14 protein-coding genes and 2 pseudogenes are annotated in these 16,729 nt (G+C 40.9%); 13 read left to right on the forward strand and 3 right to left on the reverse strand.

Annotated features, from left to right (window positions below; translation table 11 throughout):
• Nucleotides 1–24 precede the first annotated feature (24 nt).
• The 11 genes from ppsA (at nucleotide 25) to dnaB (ending at nucleotide 11,615) form a co-directional block, all read left to right on the forward strand.
• The gene (gene ppsA / locus AC0T5Z_RS07960) at nucleotides 25–2,403 is read left to right on the forward strand and encodes a phosphoenolpyruvate synthase (RefSeq protein ID WP_435337215.1); all 2,379 of its coding nucleotides are present in this window, start codon (nucleotides 25–27) and stop codon (nucleotides 2,401–2,403) included.
• Between the two features lie 73 nt (nucleotides 2,404–2,476).
• Nucleotides 2,477–3,274, forward strand: a complete 798-nt coding sequence (locus AC0T5Z_RS07965; protein WP_291337919.1) for an RDD family protein — start codon at nucleotides 2,477–2,479, stop codon at nucleotides 3,272–3,274.
• Between the two features lie 303 nt (nucleotides 3,275–3,577).
• Nucleotides 3,578–4,675: a ubiquinol oxidase subunit II gene (gene cyoA, locus AC0T5Z_RS07970; RefSeq protein ID WP_291337921.1), complete on the forward strand. Its 1,098-nt coding sequence runs from the start codon at nucleotides 3,578–3,580 to the stop codon at nucleotides 4,673–4,675.
• A 3-nt stretch (nucleotides 4,676–4,678) separates the two neighbouring features.
• Nucleotides 4,679–6,667 (forward strand): cytochrome o ubiquinol oxidase subunit I, encoded by a 1,989-nt coding sequence (gene cyoB, locus AC0T5Z_RS07975; protein WP_435337214.1) that lies wholly within the window; start codon nucleotides 4,679–4,681, stop codon nucleotides 6,665–6,667.
• 3 nt (nucleotides 6,668–6,670) lie between these two features.
• Nucleotides 6,671–7,288, forward strand: coding sequence for a cytochrome o ubiquinol oxidase subunit III (gene cyoC, locus AC0T5Z_RS07980; protein WP_435337213.1), 618 nt, complete (start codon nucleotides 6,671–6,673; stop codon nucleotides 7,286–7,288).
• Complete coding sequence (locus AC0T5Z_RS07985; protein WP_004815696.1) at nucleotides 7,288–7,614, forward strand: cytochrome o ubiquinol oxidase subunit IV; 327 nt, start codon at nucleotides 7,288–7,290, stop codon at nucleotides 7,612–7,614. The genes cyoC and AC0T5Z_RS07985 overlap by 1 nt, the downstream gene beginning before the upstream one ends.
• A 10-nt stretch (nucleotides 7,615–7,624) precedes the next feature.
• Nucleotides 7,625–8,503: a heme o synthase gene (gene cyoE / locus AC0T5Z_RS07990; protein ID WP_435337212.1), complete on the forward strand. Its 879-nt coding sequence runs from the start codon at nucleotides 7,625–7,627 to the stop codon at nucleotides 8,501–8,503.
• 348 nt (nucleotides 8,504–8,851) lie between these two features.
• Nucleotides 8,852–9,241 carry a 30S ribosomal protein S6 gene (gene rpsF, locus AC0T5Z_RS07995; protein WP_291337928.1) on the forward strand — a complete coding sequence of 130 codons (390 nt, stop codon included), beginning with the start codon at nucleotides 8,852–8,854 and terminating at the stop codon, nucleotides 9,239–9,241.
• Nucleotides 9,242–9,252: 11 nt separating this feature from the next.
• Complete coding sequence (gene rpsR / locus AC0T5Z_RS08000; RefSeq protein WP_004719336.1) at nucleotides 9,253–9,480, forward strand: 30S ribosomal protein S18; 228 nt, start codon at nucleotides 9,253–9,255, stop codon at nucleotides 9,478–9,480.
• A gap of 9 nt (nucleotides 9,481–9,489) precedes the next feature.
• The gene (gene rplI / locus AC0T5Z_RS08005) at nucleotides 9,490–9,936 is read left to right on the forward strand and encodes a 50S ribosomal protein L9 (protein WP_291337952.1); all 447 of its coding nucleotides are present in this window, start codon (nucleotides 9,490–9,492) and stop codon (nucleotides 9,934–9,936) included.
• A gap of 233 nt (nucleotides 9,937–10,169) precedes the next feature.
• Nucleotides 10,170–11,615 carry a replicative DNA helicase gene (dnaB, locus tag AC0T5Z_RS08010; protein WP_291337954.1) on the forward strand — a complete coding sequence of 482 codons (1,446 nt, stop codon included), beginning with the start codon at nucleotides 10,170–10,172 and terminating at the stop codon, nucleotides 11,613–11,615.
• Nucleotides 11,616–11,636: 21 nt separating this feature from the next.
• On the opposite strand, the gene AC0T5Z_RS08015 is transcribed toward dnaB, so the two are convergent.
• From AC0T5Z_RS08015 to AC0T5Z_RS08025, 3 genes and pseudogenes are all read right to left on the reverse strand, one after another.
• Nucleotides 11,637–12,011, reverse strand: a complete 375-nt coding sequence (locus AC0T5Z_RS08015; protein WP_435337211.1) for a hypothetical protein — start codon at nucleotides 12,009–12,011, stop codon at nucleotides 11,637–11,639.
• Between the two features lie 63 nt (nucleotides 12,012–12,074).
• Nucleotides 12,075–13,221: pseudogene (locus AC0T5Z_RS08020) on the reverse strand (IS3 family transposase).
• 87 nt (nucleotides 13,222–13,308) lie between these two features.
• Nucleotides 13,309–13,503, reverse strand: a pseudogene (locus AC0T5Z_RS08025) (hypothetical protein); the annotation flags it as partial.
• A 464-nt stretch (nucleotides 13,504–13,967) separates the two neighbouring features.
• Between AC0T5Z_RS08025 and alr the strand changes: the two are divergent.
• Nucleotides 13,968–15,044 carry an alanine racemase gene (gene alr / locus AC0T5Z_RS08030; protein ID WP_291337956.1) on the forward strand — a complete coding sequence of 359 codons (1,077 nt, stop codon included), beginning with the start codon at nucleotides 13,968–13,970 and terminating at the stop codon, nucleotides 15,042–15,044.
• A 394-nt stretch (nucleotides 15,045–15,438) separates the two neighbouring features.
• Entirely contained in the window at nucleotides 15,439–16,617 is a 1,179-nt protein-coding gene (locus tag AC0T5Z_RS08035) for an acetyl-CoA C-acetyltransferase (protein ID WP_435337084.1), read from the forward strand.
• Nucleotides 16,618–16,729 lie beyond the last annotated feature (112 nt).

Here is a 16,729-nt window from a genome sequence, read left to right on the forward strand (position 1 = left end):
TACTGCAAAAGTGGAGTAACAACTTTGGAAGCGCGCGTAATTGGTCTGGAAAAATTAGGGAAACACGATGTTGAGCTTGTGGGTGGGAAAAACTCATCTTTGGGCGAAATGATCAGCCACTTATCTAATGCTGGTGTATCTGTGCCAGGTGGCTTTGCAACAACAGCTGCTGCTTATCGTGAATTTCTCGAGCAGAGTGGCCTAAACGCTAAAATTAAAGCAGAGCTAAAAACACTCAATGTAGATGACGTGAATGCGCTTGCTGAAACTGGTGCAAAAATTCGTCAATGGATTGTCGACACTCCGCTTACTGCATCACTAGAACAAGAAATCCGAGTTGCATTTGAAGCACTCTCTAACGGCAACCCAAATATCGCGGTTGCCGTTCGTTCATCTGCAACTGCAGAAGATCTACCAGACGCATCTTTCGCAGGTCAGCAAGAAACATTCCTCAACATCCGTGGCATCGACAACGTATTAATTGCCATTAAAGAAGTTTTTGCATCTTTGTACAACGACCGCGCAATTTCTTACCGTGTACACCAAAATTTTGACCACGATGTCGTTGCTTTGTCTGCAGGCGTACAACGTATGGTGCGTTCAGAAACTGGCGCTGCAGGGGTCATGTTTACTCTAGACACAGAATCTGGTTTCCGTGATGCCGTATTCATTACATCTTCTTATGGCTTGGGTGAAATGGTGGTTCAGGGTGCGGTCAACCCAGACGAATTCTATATTTCTAAGCCTTTATTAAAAGCAGGCAAACACTCAGTTTTACGTCGTAACCTTGGCTCTAAACACCAAAAAATGATTTATGGTGAAGAAGGTGCAGCTGGTAAATCTGTGGTTGTGGTCGATGTTGAAAAACAAGATCGCCAACAATTCTCTTTAAATGATCACGAACTTCAAGAATTAGCAAAACAAGCATTAATTATTGAAGAACATTATCAAGCGCCTATGGATATTGAATGGGCAAAAGATGGTGATGACGGGCAAATCTACATCGTTCAAGCACGCCCTGAAACTGTAAAAAGCCGTGAAAACGTTGGCACTATGGAACGCTACCTCTTAAAACAAAAAGGTACGGTCATTTGTGAAGGTCGTTCAATTGGTCAACGTATCGGTTCTGGTAAAGTTCGCATTGTTAGTTCTATTAAAGAAATGGACAAAGTTCAGGAAGGTGACGTACTTGTTTCAGACATGACTGACCCAGACTGGGAACCAGTAATGAAACGTGCTGCGGCAATTGTCACTAACCGTGGTGGTCGTACTTGTCACGCTGCAATTATTGCGCGTGAATTAGGCGTACCTGCAATTGTAGGTTGTGGTAATGCAACTGAAGTCTTGACTGATGGTCAGGAAGTTACTGTTTCTTGTGCCGAAGGCGACACAGGTTTCATTTATGAAGGTGCTTTAGATTTTGAAGTTCAAAAGAACTCAATCGAATCTATGCCTAAACTTCCGTTCAAAATCATGATGAACGTAGGTAACCCAGACCGCGCATTTGACTTTGCCCAAATTCCAAACGAAGGGATTGGTCTTGCACGTTTAGAATTCATCATCAACCGTATGATTGGCGTGCATCCAAAAGCATTGCTTAACATTGACAGCTTACCACGTGAAACACGTGCGGCAGTCATGGCGCGAACTGCAGGCTATTCATCTCCAATTGAATTCTATGTAGAAAAATTGGTTGAAGGTATTTCTACCCTTGCCGCTGCATTCGCTGACAAACCAGTGATTGTACGTATGTCTGATTTCAAATCAAACGAATATGCAAACTTAATTGGTGGTAAGTTATACGAGCCTGAAGAAGAAAACCCTATGTTAGGCTTCCGTGGTGCAAGTCGCTATGTGTCTGACAACTTCCGTGACTGCTTCGAGCTTGAATGCCGTGCCTTGAAAAAAGTACGCGACGAAATGGGCTTAACCAATGTACAGATCATGATTCCATTTGTGCGTACTGTGGCTGAAGCAAAACGTGTGATCGAGTTATTGGAATTGAACGGTCTTAAACGTGGTGAAAATGGTCTTAAAGTGATCATGATGTGTGAATTACCAACTAACGCATTGTTGGCTGAACAATTCCTTGAGCACTTCGATGGTTTCTCTATCGGTTCAAACGACTTAACTCAGTTAACACTTGGTTTAGACCGTGACTCGGGCATTGTTTCTCACCTATTTGATGAACGAGACCCAGCCGTGAAAGCATTACTTTCTATGGCAATTCATGCATGCCGTAAAGCAGGTAAATATGTCGGTATCTGTGGTCAAGGTCCTTCAGATCACCCTGACCTAGCACGTTGGTTAATGGAACAAGGTATTGAATCTGTATCTTTAAACCCAGACTCTGTTTTAGACACTTGGTTCTTCCTTTCTGAAGAAAAAGCTCAACAAGCGTAATAAAACGTGTTAAAAGAAACCCATGCACCTGCGTGGGTTTTTTTTCAAATTCATTTTTTGAGATTTTATATTTATGCAAATTTACTTGGCACGAAATAATCAACAAGCTGGGCCATATACCTTAGAGCAGCTCAACCAAATGCTCGCCAGCCAACAAGTGTTGCTGACAGATTTGGCATGGCACCAAGGCATGAGCGAATGGAAAGCTTTAGGTGAACTCACCCAAGGTAAACTTGTATATGAACCACAAAGTTATGTCAGCACGCCACCTGCCCCTGAACACTCACCTTTTCAAAATACAGATTACACGGCTACAAATACATCACGACCAAGTTCAACATCGTCAAATTCAAGAATACAGGCAACAAAAAGTGAATTAGCGAGCATTAACCAACGTGCTTTAGCCAAAATTATAGATATGTTGCTGTGGTTACCTGCAGCAGCACTTCCATCTTTTTTCTTAAATGCCGACCAGTTTGAACAATTGTCTGGCTTGCAACAAAAAATGCAAGCAGCCTCAACGTCTGATCAAGCCATACAATTGCAAGCCGAACTCTTTCAGTTGATTCCAATGCAAGCGTGGCAAGCCATAGCAATTTATTTACTCATTATGCTGGGCATACAAGCCTTCCTATTGGCTAAAACTGGACAAAGTATTGGCAAACGTCTAACCAAAATTAAAATTGTCGATGCCCAAACCGATGAAAAAGTTAGCTTAATGCGTGTTTTTACCATTCGCTCTATCATTTTCATTATTTTGAATATGATGTTTATGCCCTTTATTACAATTTTAGATTATGGCTTTGCATTTACTGCAAAACGACAAGCATTACACGATAAACTCGCCAAAACCAAAGTCGTAAAGCAATAATCTGATTTTTATTTATTGAGGGATGATCGATCATCCCTTTTCATTATAATATTGATTAATACAAATAAATTATAATTAACACAAATAATTCCGAGTGAAAAAATCGGTTTTTATTACAGTCATTTAAAGCTGCTTTTTGAGTAGCTTAGTTTGTCGATATCAGGCATAATGCCCTACAACGTAGCGGTGTATCATGATTGACAAGGATTTTTGCGTCAAAAAAAATACTTATCAATCATGCGACACTATAATCGCTATCCCATAATTAAATTAGGGAATGGGACTCTTCACCGAGGTTGTAAAATGAGACAAACGATTTTAGCTGTATTGTCTTTATCTACGATGGCTGCACTCTTAACCGGGTGTGGTGGTGATATGGTACTTCTAAACTCGCAAGGTCCAGTTGCTGAAGGTCAATCGAACCTGATGATGACTGCGATCTACTTGATGCTATTAGTGGTGATTCCTTCAATCATCATGGCATTATGGTTTGGTTGGAAATATCGCGCATCAAATAAAGATGCAGACTATAAACCAACATGGGCACACTCTACTGCGATTGAAATCGTGGTTTGGGGTATACCTGTTATTATTATTGGTATTTTAGCTTGGTTAACTTGGTGGGGTTCCCACAAGTACGACCCTTACCGTCCGCTAGAATCCGAAAAAGCGCCTTTAACTGTTCAAGTTATTGCTGAACAATTTAAATGGATCTTCATCTACCCAGAACAGAACATTGCGACTGTTAACGAATTACGCTTCCCAGAGCAAACGCCTGTAAGCTTACGTTTAACATCTAACTTCACAATGAACTCGTTCTTTATCCCTGCATTATCTGGTCAGATTTATGCAATGGCGGGTATGCAAACTCACTTGAACATTTTAGCAGACAACACGGGCGAATTCCGTGGTTTCTCGTCTAACTACTCAGGTTATGGTTTCTCGCAAATGCGCTTCCGTGCACATTCTGTGACTGATGCTCAATTTGCTGAATGGGTTTCTGCAGTTCAATCAGGTAACGGTACTTCAGTGAACCCTGTAGCAGTTCAAAAAACTGTTCTAGACCAAGCTGAATTTGCGACCTTACGTGACGGTAACCGTTCACAAAAACAAATTGATGCAATGGTTCGTAATGCAAGAACAGATTTAGAGAAAAAACTTGCTGAAACAGCGCTTAAAGAAGGCCCATATAAGACTCAGCCACATCCTGTGACTTATTACTCTTCTGTAGAGCCTGGCTTGTTTGAATCTGTGATTCACAACTATATGAGTAACTACCATGGTGCTGACCACTCAGCTCCTGTAGAAGCTGCAGCAAGTGATGCTGTTGCTCACGACGAAGCTGCTGCTTCTGAAGCTCATGTAGCTGTTGAACATGCGACTGCTTCTCAAGGAGAATAAGACATGAGCTTCTTAGGTAAGTTAGGTCCAGATGCAATTCCTTACGATCCAATCGTATTGGCAACTGTTGCAATGATGATCTTGGGTGGTATCGCAGTTGTTGCTGGTATTACCTACTTCAAAAAATGGGGCTACCTGTGGAACGAATGGTTCACATCTGTAGACCATAAAAAAATTGGTATCATGTATATCTTCGTATCTGTGATCATGCTGGTGCGTGGTTTCGCCGATGCGATCATGATGCGTCTTCAGCAGTTCCTTGCAAAAGGTGGCGGCGAAGGCTATTTACACCCAGAACACTATGACCAGATTTTCACCGCACACGGTGTAATCATGATCTTCTTCGTGGCAATGGGTCTTGTTGTTGGCTTAATGAACATCTCTGTACCATTACAGATTGGTGCTCGTGACGTAGCCTTCCCATTATTAAACTCATTAAGCTTCTGGTTATTTGCTGGTGCTGCAGGTTTAATGATGGTTTCACTAGCATTAGGTGAGTTCGCTGCGACAGGTTGGATGGCTTATCCTCCTCTATCAGGTATCGAATACTCTCCAGGTGTTGGTGTTGACTACTATATTTGGGCAATTCAGGTTTCTGGTCTAGGTACGCTTCTTACTGGTGTTAACTTCTTCGTTACCATCATCAAAATGCGTGCGCCTGGCATGAAACTTATGGACATGCCTATTTTCACTTGGACAGCATTAGTTACTTCGGTACTTATCATCGCAACTTTCCCAGTTTTAACTGCGACACTTGCGATGTTAACGCTTGACCGTTACTTCGGTTTCCACTTCTTTACCAACGACATGGGTGGTAGCCCAATGTTGTATGTAAACTTGATTTGGACATGGGGTCACCCAGAAGTATATATCTTAGTATTACCAGCATTCGGTATTTACTCAGAAGTAACTGCGACTTTTGCGCGCAAAACGTTGTTCGGTTACAAATCAATGGTGTACGCAACTGTTGCAATTGGTGTGTTATCACTTGTTGTATGGGTTCACCACTTCTTTACCATGGGTGCAGGTGCCAACGTTAACGCGTTCTTCGGTATCATGACCATGATTATTGCGATTCCTACTGGTGTGAAAATCTTCTCTTGGTTATTCACTATGTACAAGGGTCGTATTACCTACACTACCCCAATGCTATGGACACTTGGCTTCCTTGTGACTTTTGGTATCGGTGGTTTAACAGGTGTATTGATGGCAGTTCCACCAGCGGACTTCCTAGTACACAACTCTTTATTCTTGATTGCTCACTTCCATAACGTAATTATTGGTGGTGTTGTATTCGCGATGTTCGCAGGTATCATTTTCTACTGGCCAAAAATGTTTGGTTGGAGACTGAATGAGACTTGGGGTAAAGCAGCATTCTGGTTCTGGTTCTTCGGTTTCTACTTTGCATTCATGCCGTTGTATATCCTTGGTTTCATGGGTATGACACGTCGTTTGAATACCTATGACAACCCTGAGTGGGATCCATACTTAGCAATCGCGTTCTTCGGTTCTGTGTTAATTGCTATCGGTTTATTCTGCTTCGTTATGCAGATCGTGGTTGGTTTCTTACAACGCAACCAACGTTTAGACCTTACAGGCGATCCATGGGATGGTCGTACGCTTGAATGGGCGACTTCTTCTCCAGCACCGTTCTATAACTTTGCTCACCTTCCAAAGATCAATGGTATTGATACTTTCTGGACTGACAAAGAAAATGGTGTTGCATACGCCCGTCCTACGAAGTATGAAGATGTCCATATGCCAACTAACCGTGCAGCAGGTTTCATAATTGCAATGTTTATTACAGTTATGGGCTTCGCATTAATCTGGCATATTTGGTGGCTAGCAATCGTTACGTTCATTGCGGCAATTATCAGCTTCATCGTGAGTTCTTTCACGAAGAAAGTGGACTACTATGTTCCTGCTGCTGAGGTTGAGCGTATTGAAAACGAACGCTATGCGATCCTTGAAAAACACTTGAAGAAGGACTAAGACATGGCTGAAGTACTTCATCACAACAACCACGGACATGATGATCATCACCACGATGATACAGACATCACCGTCTTTGGTTTCTGGACCTATTTGATGAGTGACCTTGTACTTTTCGGTACACTCTTCATCGCGTTCGCTGTATTAAGTAGCCACGTTCCAGTAGGCACTCCAACAGCTAAAGATTTGTTTGGCGAGTCATTAGGCTTCGTTTTAACATCAACTTTTGCCCTGTTGATTTCTTCTGTAACTTTCGGTTTTGCCGTTTTAGCTGCTTACAAGAAAGATGTTGCTAAGGTTTTAACTTGGTTAGGTATTACCTGGATTTTCGGTGCGACCTTTATTGGAATGGAACTTTATGAGTTCAACCATTTAGTTCATGCTGGTCATGGTCCAAGCACAAGTGCGTTCTTATCTGCGTTCTTTACTTTGGTTGGTACGCACGGTATTCACGTAACTTCAGGTTTAGTTTGGATGATCGTGTTAATGGTGCAAATCAAGAAATATGGTTTGACTATTCCGAACATGCGTCGTTTAGCTTGCCTAAGCTTGTTCTGGCACTTCCTTGACATCGTTTGGATCTGTGTATTCAGCGTAGTTTACTTGATGGGAGTTCTGTAATGAGTCACGATCACAACGCTGCTGGCGAATCACACGGTAACGTTAAGCAATATACGATTGGCTTTATCCTTTCTGTCATCCTTACCGTAATTCCATTCGGTATGGTGATGGCAGGCGGTTTTGGCCGTGGTATCTTGATTACTGTCATCGCGATTACTGCGGTTGCTCAGATTCTTGTGCAGTTAATTTACTTCCTGCATATGAACTCTTCTTCAGAGCAACGCTGGAACGTGATTGCATTCGTGTATACCATCTTAACTATCGCTATTCTTTTAGTGGGCTCTGTATGGATCATGAATTACCTACACTACAACATGATGATCTAAACTGGTCGTCATGCTGAAAAAGTATTTATTCCTGACTAAGCCAGGAATTCTCTTCGGTAACTTTGTTACCACTTTGGGTGGCTACTTCGTAGCCACCCAAGGTTCTGTAGATTTCCTTCTCCTGCTGCTTACTCTGCTTGGTACAACACTTGTTGTCGCCTCAGGATGTGTGGTCAACAATATTATTGACCAAGACATCGACCAAAAAATGCAACGCACACAAAACCGTGCTTTAGTGAAAAAAACTGTTTCTGTTCCTATCGCGCTGATGTATTCAGTAGTATTGGGCGTCATTGGTTTTAGCATTTTATGGTTTGCAGTTAACGCATACGCTTTTCTTTTTGCACTGATTGGTTTCGTGGTTTATGTCGGCTTTTACAGTCTATGGACCAAACGCACAACAATTCATCAAACCATTATTGGCAGTATTTCTGGCGCAAGCCCACCTGTCATTGGTTATACTGCTGTTGCAAATCAATTTGACTTAGCTGCACTACTGATCTTTTTAGGTTATGCACTTTGGCAAATGCCCCACTCTTGGGCGATTGCAATTTACCGTTTTGATGATTACAAAAATGCGGGTATTCCAATTTTGCCAGTTGCTCGTTCAATTTTACGAACGAAAATTGAATCACTGGTTTATGTGGTGTTATTTACTATTGCCATGAATGGACTGTTTGTATTTGATTATGCAAACTGGCTATATCTGGTTATTTTAAATGCACTTTGTATTTATTGGTTCTATATTGGCGTCATTGGATTCAAAGCAAAAAATGATCAATTATGGGCAAAACGCTTTTTCCTATTTTCGGTTATTTTAATTACGGTTGTGAGTTTATGTTTTAGCTTTACAGCAACTGCGCCAAGCACGCAAATCATACTTTTTTAAAAGATAGAGTTTAGCTCTATCTTTTAATGGAATACCCTCTGCACATTTCACAATTTCAACAACAATAATTAAACTCACTTCAATTAATTCATTCTGTAATTAACTTCTCAAAAAAACTCACCAAAAGTAAGTAACATTCAAATACATAGTAAAAATATAAATTCCAATCCAAGATTCAAAATACCCTACTCTTTTATCCAAGCCGATCTTTTCTTAGACAAAGCCTTGTATTTACTTGGCAAAAGCTCTAAAATTCACGCTTCGCAATTTTGCGACACAACTTCGGTTGTGACTCCTTGCTTCTGGCTCAATTTAGTCAGGGGCTGCATAAACCGTAAGGAGCTGACAATGCGTCACTACGAAATCGTACTTTTGGTACACCCAGACCAAAGCGATCAAGTTGTGGGTATGGTAGAACGTTACCTAACTCACATCAAAGAAGCTGAAGGTCAAATTCACCGTTTAGAAGATTGGGGCCGTCGTCAATTGGCTTACCCAATTAACAAAATTCACAAAGCGCACTATATTCTTATGAACGTTGAATGTAGTCAAACTACGCTTGACGAGTTAGAAGAATTGTTCCGTTATAACGACGCGATCCTTCGTAGCTTGATCATCCGTCGTGAAAACGCTATCACTGAAGAGTCATTATTGGCTAAGAGTGCTGAAGAAAAACGTGCGCGTAAAGCTCAACGTGAAGAAGCACAACACGCTAACCAAGACTCTGCTGAAGCTTAAGGAGAACATCAATGGCACGTTTTTACCGTCGTCGCAAGTTCTGCCGCTTTACAGCTGAGAACGTTACGTACATCGACTACAAAGATATCGATACACTAAAACAGTACATCACTGAAAATGGCAAGATTGTTCCTAGCCGTATTACAGGTACTAAAGCTCGTTACCAACGTCAATTAGCGCTTGCTATCAAACAAGCTCGCTACTTAGCGTTGATCCCTTACACTGACAATCATAAGTGAGGTTGAGCTGTGGATATTATCTTATTACAACGCATTAAGAACCTTGGTAAATTAGGCGATAAAGTTTCAGTTAAAGCTGGTTACGGCCGTAACTACTTGATCCCTCAAGGTAAAGCAGTTGCTGCAACTGAAGCAAACACTGCTGCATTCGAAGCTCGTCGTGCTGAACTTGAGAAACATGAAGCTGAAATTTTAGCTGCTGCTCAAGCGCGTGCTGACCAATTGAACGAAGTTAACATCGTCATCACAGCTAAAGCTGGTGATGAAGGTAAACTTTTCGGTTCTATCGGTACTCGTGACATCGCAGATGCGTTAACGAACGCTGGTCTTGAAGTTGACCGTGCAGAAGTTCGTTTACCAAATGGTGCGCTTCGTCACACTGGTGAATTCAACATCGCAATCCAATTGCACCATGATGTTGTTGCTGAAGTTCTCGTTACTATCGTATCTGAGTAATTTTCTGCAAAAAGAAAGAGCATGCTTAATCGCATGCTCTTTTTTTGTCTTTAAAATAAACATTTAGTAGAATTTTCCAAATAGTCCTGCACGCTTTGACCTATCCTTCGCCAAAATCTACTCGCTTTTTTTTTTAGAGGGCGTATCATCGGGAAGTGGAAAGAATATGAGTTTAAAATTCTATCCCCTCGTGCATTATTCAGCATTTACTGTTTTAAAAATCAGGGATTTATATGTCACAGGCGACTGCTAGCGCAAAGCAACATACTGCAAAGTCTGATCTAAAACCAAATGAGAACAGCCCGCTCAAAGAGTTTCGTACTCCACCGCATAACTTAGCCATCGAACAAGCTGTTTTGGCTGCATTAATGACTGTGGCAGAATCTTTTGAGCAAGTAGGTGATGTATTACAAGAATCTGATTTTTACGCGACACGCCATAAATATATCTTCCGTGCCATTGATTCTTTGTCTAAAGAAAACTCACCTTATGATGCCGTATTGGTAAATGACTGGCTGATTAAACAAAATTTGCTTGAAGCTGCGGGCGGTGAAGAGTATTTAATGCAGCTCATGGCGGACTCGCCTTCTAGTTTTTATAACCTAGAAACTTATGCCACAAAAATTAAAGAATTCTCGACCCTCAGAAACATGATTAAAGTCAGTTCTGAAATTTTACAAAATGCCTATGACACCAAAGGTCGTAGCGTGAGTGAAATTTTAGACTTAGCTGAAACTAATATTTTCCAAATTGCCGAACAACACAATAACAATGCAAAAGCACAAGGCCCAAAACCCATATCGAGTGTCGTTGCCGATGTATTCGACAAACTTGACGAACTTTCTAAAATGGAAGGTAACATCACAGGCTTAACCACAGGCTTTGTAGAGTTAGATAATAAAACCTCAGGCATGCAAGCAGGTGATTTGATTATTGTCGCTGCGCGTCCATCTATGGGTAAAACCACTTTTGCCATGAACTTGGTCGAAAGTGTTCTGTTTAACAATGACTTGCCTGCCCTTGTCTACTCTATGGAAATGCCTGCAGACTCAATTGCAATGCGTTTGATTTCTGCTTACGGCAAAGTGCATCAGGGGAATTTACGTTCAGGCAAACTCAGTGGCGATGAATGGTCAAAAGTCACAGGCACGATTTTACAACTGCAAGAAAAGCATTTGTATATTGATGACTCATCTGCCCTGCCCCCCACGGAAGTACGTGCACGTGCACGACGAATTGCCAAACAACATGGCGGTAAAATCGGCTGTATCATGGTCGATTACTTGCAATTAATGAAAGTCCCAGGCATGGGCGATAACCGTGTCGGCGAGATTTCAGAAATTTCACGTAGCTTAAAAGCCTTAGCCAAAGAGATGAACTGCCCTGTGATTGCTTTGTCGCAGCTGAACCGTTCCTTAGAGAACCGACCTAATAAACGCCCTGTGATGTCTGACTTGCGTGAATCAGGCGCGATTGAACAGGATGCGGATTTAATCATGTTTATTTACCGTGATGAGGTGTATAACAAAGAATCTAAAGAAGCAGGCACAGCCGAAATTATTATTGGTAAACAGCGTAACGGCCCAATTGGTACGGTACGTCTTGCTTTTGAAGGACAATATACGCGTTTTAGTAACTTATCTCCTGAGTATTATGCTCAGTATGATGATGAAGAGTAATGCTTGCATTGCTCTTTTTTATTAAAACCATGATTTAATCTGACTTATAAACTTTGCCCACCATAGTTTCCAGCTTGAGAGTAAATTCCAATATTGGCTATTTTCTTCCATTTCAAGTGAAGGAAATACTTTATTGAGTTGTTCACATGTTGGATATTTTTGTTGCAGTTGCGCCAAATAATGTGTCTGATCATAGTCTATAAAACCATCTAAAATCCCAACCTCTGCTCTATCGCCTGTAGAACAATTTGATGTCTGCTTATTCCAAGCTAAAAATGGGGCAATCGCTTTAGATATAACAAGCTGATCATTCTTACAGTTTAATGTTGCAAATGAAACTATTTGATATTGTTCAGGTTTAGCACCATCGGGAGTATAAGCTAAACCTATGATCAAACAGAGGTGGTCCCACTTGTTTGAACAACTAAAAGCGTATTTATAAGTGATATTCCGCTCTAGTTAAGCCACCTTGTTTTGTTGGGGTAGCTGATCATAGTAAAACTCATTTAGCCTTGCGAAGCAGTGCTTCTCATGTCTAGACTCGAATGAGGTCGTTTCAAATTATAAAACTCAAAATATGCACTTAATTGCTTTTTCGCATCTGTGACACTGCTATAAGCTTTGAGATACACCTCTTCATATTTAACGCTCCGCCATAATCGTTCAACCATCACATTATCTACCCATCGACCTTTACCATCCATACTGATTTGAATGCCATTTGATTTCAATACATCAATAAATGCATCACTGGTGAACTGACTGCCTTGGTCTGTATTCAATATTTCAGGTGATCCATATTTTTCAATCGCTTCATTTAAAACCGAAATACAAAAATCCACCTCCATACTAATCGATACCCTATGCGCAAGTACCTTGCGGCTATGCCAATCAATCACAGCACATAAATAAACAAAGCCTTTTGCCATAGGGATATACGTTATATCCGTAGACCACACTTGATTACTGCGCTGAATAGCCAACCCTTTGAGCAGATATGGATATTTACGGTGAGCTTGATTAGCCTGGCTTAAATTTGGTTTGCAATATAACGCCTGAATACCCATTTTCTTCATTAAAGTACGTGTATGACGTCGTCCTATATGATGCCCTTGACGATTCAACAAATCACGCATCATACGACTGCCTGCAAAAGGATATTGCATATGTAATTCATCAATACATCGCATCAGCTTCAGATCTGATGAGCTAACAGGTTTTGGGCGATAATAATAACAACCACGGGAGACTTTCAGCAGCTTAGCTTGCTTAGATACTGAAATCTGAAGTGAGTCGTCGATTAACTTTTGTGGTTGAAGCGGCCCAGTTTCTTCAACACACCTTCTAAAAAATCAATTTCTAATGCCTGCTCACCGATTTTTGCATGTAACTTTTTAAGATCAATGGGGGGTTCTGATGGAGCTTTTGATTGATCGAAAGCTTGCGAGGAAGCTGAGATCAATTGATTTTTCCAGTCAATAATTTGGTTTTGATGAACATCAAATTCAGCACTCAATTCAGCAAGTGTTTTTTCTGCTTTAATCGCAGCAAGTGCTACCTTAGCTTTAAAATCATTTGAATGATTTCTTCTTGGTCTACGTGCCATAAAATACTCCATATATTGATGTTTATAACATCATTTGAGGAGCAGAATATCACTTATAGGAGTTGTTCAAATTTACGGATCCATCTCTAACTGCCCTTTTTCAATATTTTGACTAGAAAATGTACTTTTCCATTGTGCAGGTTTTTTATATTTAACTTCATCTAGTTTTGAGCGAAAAATAAATTGACCTGAACTGAGTTGAAAGATGAAGTCTGAACTCTCCTGTACTGGCAGTGAACCGTGGTAACGGGCAATAAATACATCTTTGGGTGAATGTGGCATACACGCCATAACTGACTGACAGAAAAATAATGTACTCCACCCCAGATAACAAAATATTTTCATCGTTTATTCAACATATTCTAGTTCAAAATACATTTTTAAACTCTTTGAGTTTATTTAAATTACAAACCCACGCTCCACAATCATCTGATTCTTGCCCTAACTTGTAAAGTTCAGAATTTTCCTAAGTGGGAGCATCTAACGCCATGATAGCTTTTAGAATGTATAGTTTTATATGGAAAATAAAGCCTGAAACTTTTACAAATGATTTGCAATCAATAACCTAATAGATTTTTCGATCTTAAGTTAATTTATGATCAAAAACTTAGATGTTCGTGTCTATTTGAGGTTGATAAGTCTACAATAGTGAATATTTTTAAATAGAACTATTTTTAGTATTTATTTATCACTCCACAGTGTATCTAACACAAATTACCAATTGTCATTCCCAAGGAGTAATGAGGGTGCGCCAAGCAACAGTTTATATTGACAGTCAGGCACTGCAATATAATTTAAACCGTGTCAAACAACTTGCCCCAACAGCGAAAATTGTTAGCATGGTCAAGGCCAATGCTTACGGACATGGTGTAAAAGACTGCTTAGCAGCCTTAAAAGACAGCGATGCCTTTGGTGTCGCTTGTGTTGAAGAAGCCTTAGAAATCCGCGAATTGGGATATACGCAGCCCATCACCCTGATTGAAGGTGTTTTTTCTGCCAATGAAATGCAAAGCGTATTGGCACACAAATTGGAATGTGTGGTGCATCATCAAGCACAGCTCGATTGGCTACTGCAACATAAAGCTGATTATATCGCACAAGGCTTAAAAGTCTGGGTCAAGCTCAACAGCGGCATGAATCGTTTAGGTTTTAAAATTCCTGAAATTATTGATGTGATTCACATGCTCAAAGCAGAAGGTTTTACCTGTGTGTTGACCATGCATTTTGCCAATGCCGATGGTGACCATGCTTTAAATGATCAACAAGTCGCACAATTTTTGCATGTCAAAGACAATTGCAGCCCTATTCTTGCTTCTTGCTGTAACTCTGCTGCAATCTATCGTTATCCTGAATTGCATTTTGATTATGTACGCCCAGGCATCATGCTTTACGGAGCTACGCCTTTTGCCGCACATAATGTGCATACACTGGACTTGAAGCCTGTGATGACTTTGAGTGCAGAAGTGATTGTATTAAATCAGATTGATGCAGGCGAACACGTGGGCTACGGATCAACCTTTACTGCAGAACAAGCCATGCAAATTGCCATTGTTTCAATTGGTTATGGCGATGGCTATCCACGTACATTTGTGCAGCCGAATTTTGTTGCGATTGGTTCAAAATTAACGCCCGTGCTTGGTCGTGTGTCAATGGATATGATTGCCATTGATGTCACAGGTTTAGACGTTGAATTAGGCACACAAGTTGAACTATGGGGCAAACACCGTTTGGTAGATGATGTCGCCACGGCCAATGGCACCATTGGCTATGAACTGCTATGTCGTTTAAGTTCTCGTCCACAGCGTAAGGTAACCAGCATTTAGTATTCTTTTATGGATCTGTTGCATGTAGCAATTTTGTTGCATGCAATCGTCTAAGCGATTTTCTTTTCTCACTTCGATATTTTCTTTTCACTTTATATTTTCTCAAAGCCTCTGCATTTTCATTGATATTGATAAAAATTCGTGGTCATCCACATTTGTATTTACCGCTTTACAGTCATCCAAATATTAAGCTGAAAATCACACTCAAAATCTCTATGCAGGCGAACAAATCCCTGCCCGTGCCTTGGGTAATGCGCAATATCCACGATTGAAGCAGCACCAGGTCGCTATGTTTTGGTAAATTTATTTTAATCAGTCATATAACAACAGCAATCCACATGCTATATATCATGTGCATCCCTAGAAACGTGAACATAAAATTTAAGGATATAAAATGAAAGATGTTGTCATTGTTGCTGCAAAACGTACTGCAATTGGTAGTTTTTTAGGTAGCCTCGCTTCTTTATCTGCACCACAATTGGGGCAAACAGCAATTCGTGCAGTCTTAGACAGTGCCAAAGTACAGCCTGAACAAGTTGATCAGGTGATTATGGGCAACGTACTTACTACAGGTGTAGGTCAAAACCCAGCTCGTCAAGCCGCAATTGCTGCGGGTATTCCTGTACAAGTACCTGCATCAACGCTAAACGTGGTGTGTGGTTCAGGTTTACGTGCCGTACATTTGGCTGCACAAGCAATTCAGTGTGATGAAGCAGAAATTGTGGTTGCTGGTGGTCAAGAATCAATGTCACAAAGCGCACACTATATGCAATTGCGTAACGGTCAAAAAATGGGGAATGCCCAGTTGATCGACAGCATGGTGGCTGATGGTTTAACCGATGCTTATAATCAATACCACATGGGTATTACTGCAGAAAATATTGTAGAAAAGCTTGGTTTAAACCGCGAAGAACAAGACCAATTGGCACTGACTTCACAACAACGCGCGGCTGCAGCACAAGTGGCTGGTAAATTTAAAGATGAAATTGCAGCTGTAAGCATTCCACAGCGTAAAGGCGACCCAATTGTATTTGCCGAAGATGAATACATCAAAGCCAATACTACGCTTGAAAGCCTGAATAAATTACGCCCTGCGTTCAAAAAAGATGGCAGCGTAACAGCAGGTAATGCTTCTGGTATCAACGATGGTGCAGCAGCAGTGTTAATGATGAGCGCAGACAAAGCTGCAGCCTTAGGTGTACAACCTTTAGCACGTATTAAAGCCTATGCAATGTCGGGTATTGAGCCTGAAGTTATGGGTCTTGGCCCTGTTGAAGCTGTGCAGAAAACCTTAAATAAAGCAGGTTGGAGCTTAGATCAAGTCGATTTGATTGAAGCTAATGAAGCCTTTGCCGCACAAGCTTTAGGTGTTGCCAAAGAACTAAGCTTAGACTTAGATAAAGTAAACGTCAATGGTGGTGCAATTGCCCTCGGTCACCCGATTGGTGCGTCAGGTTGTCGTATCCTTGTGACATTAGTACACGAAATGCAACGCCGTGATGCAAAAAAAGGCATCGCAACGCTTTGCGTAGGCGGTGGTATGGGTGTTGCACTTGCGGTTGAACGAGACTAAGCAATCGAGCCTAAAATGCTGCACGAGTCAAATCTGTAAAATTTGATAGCGACTCAAAGCTAGCAATAAATTTTAGATCTAATGGGAGCTTCGGCTTCCATTATTTTTTCTA

The organism is Acinetobacter pengchengensis (genome assembly GCF_982235305.1).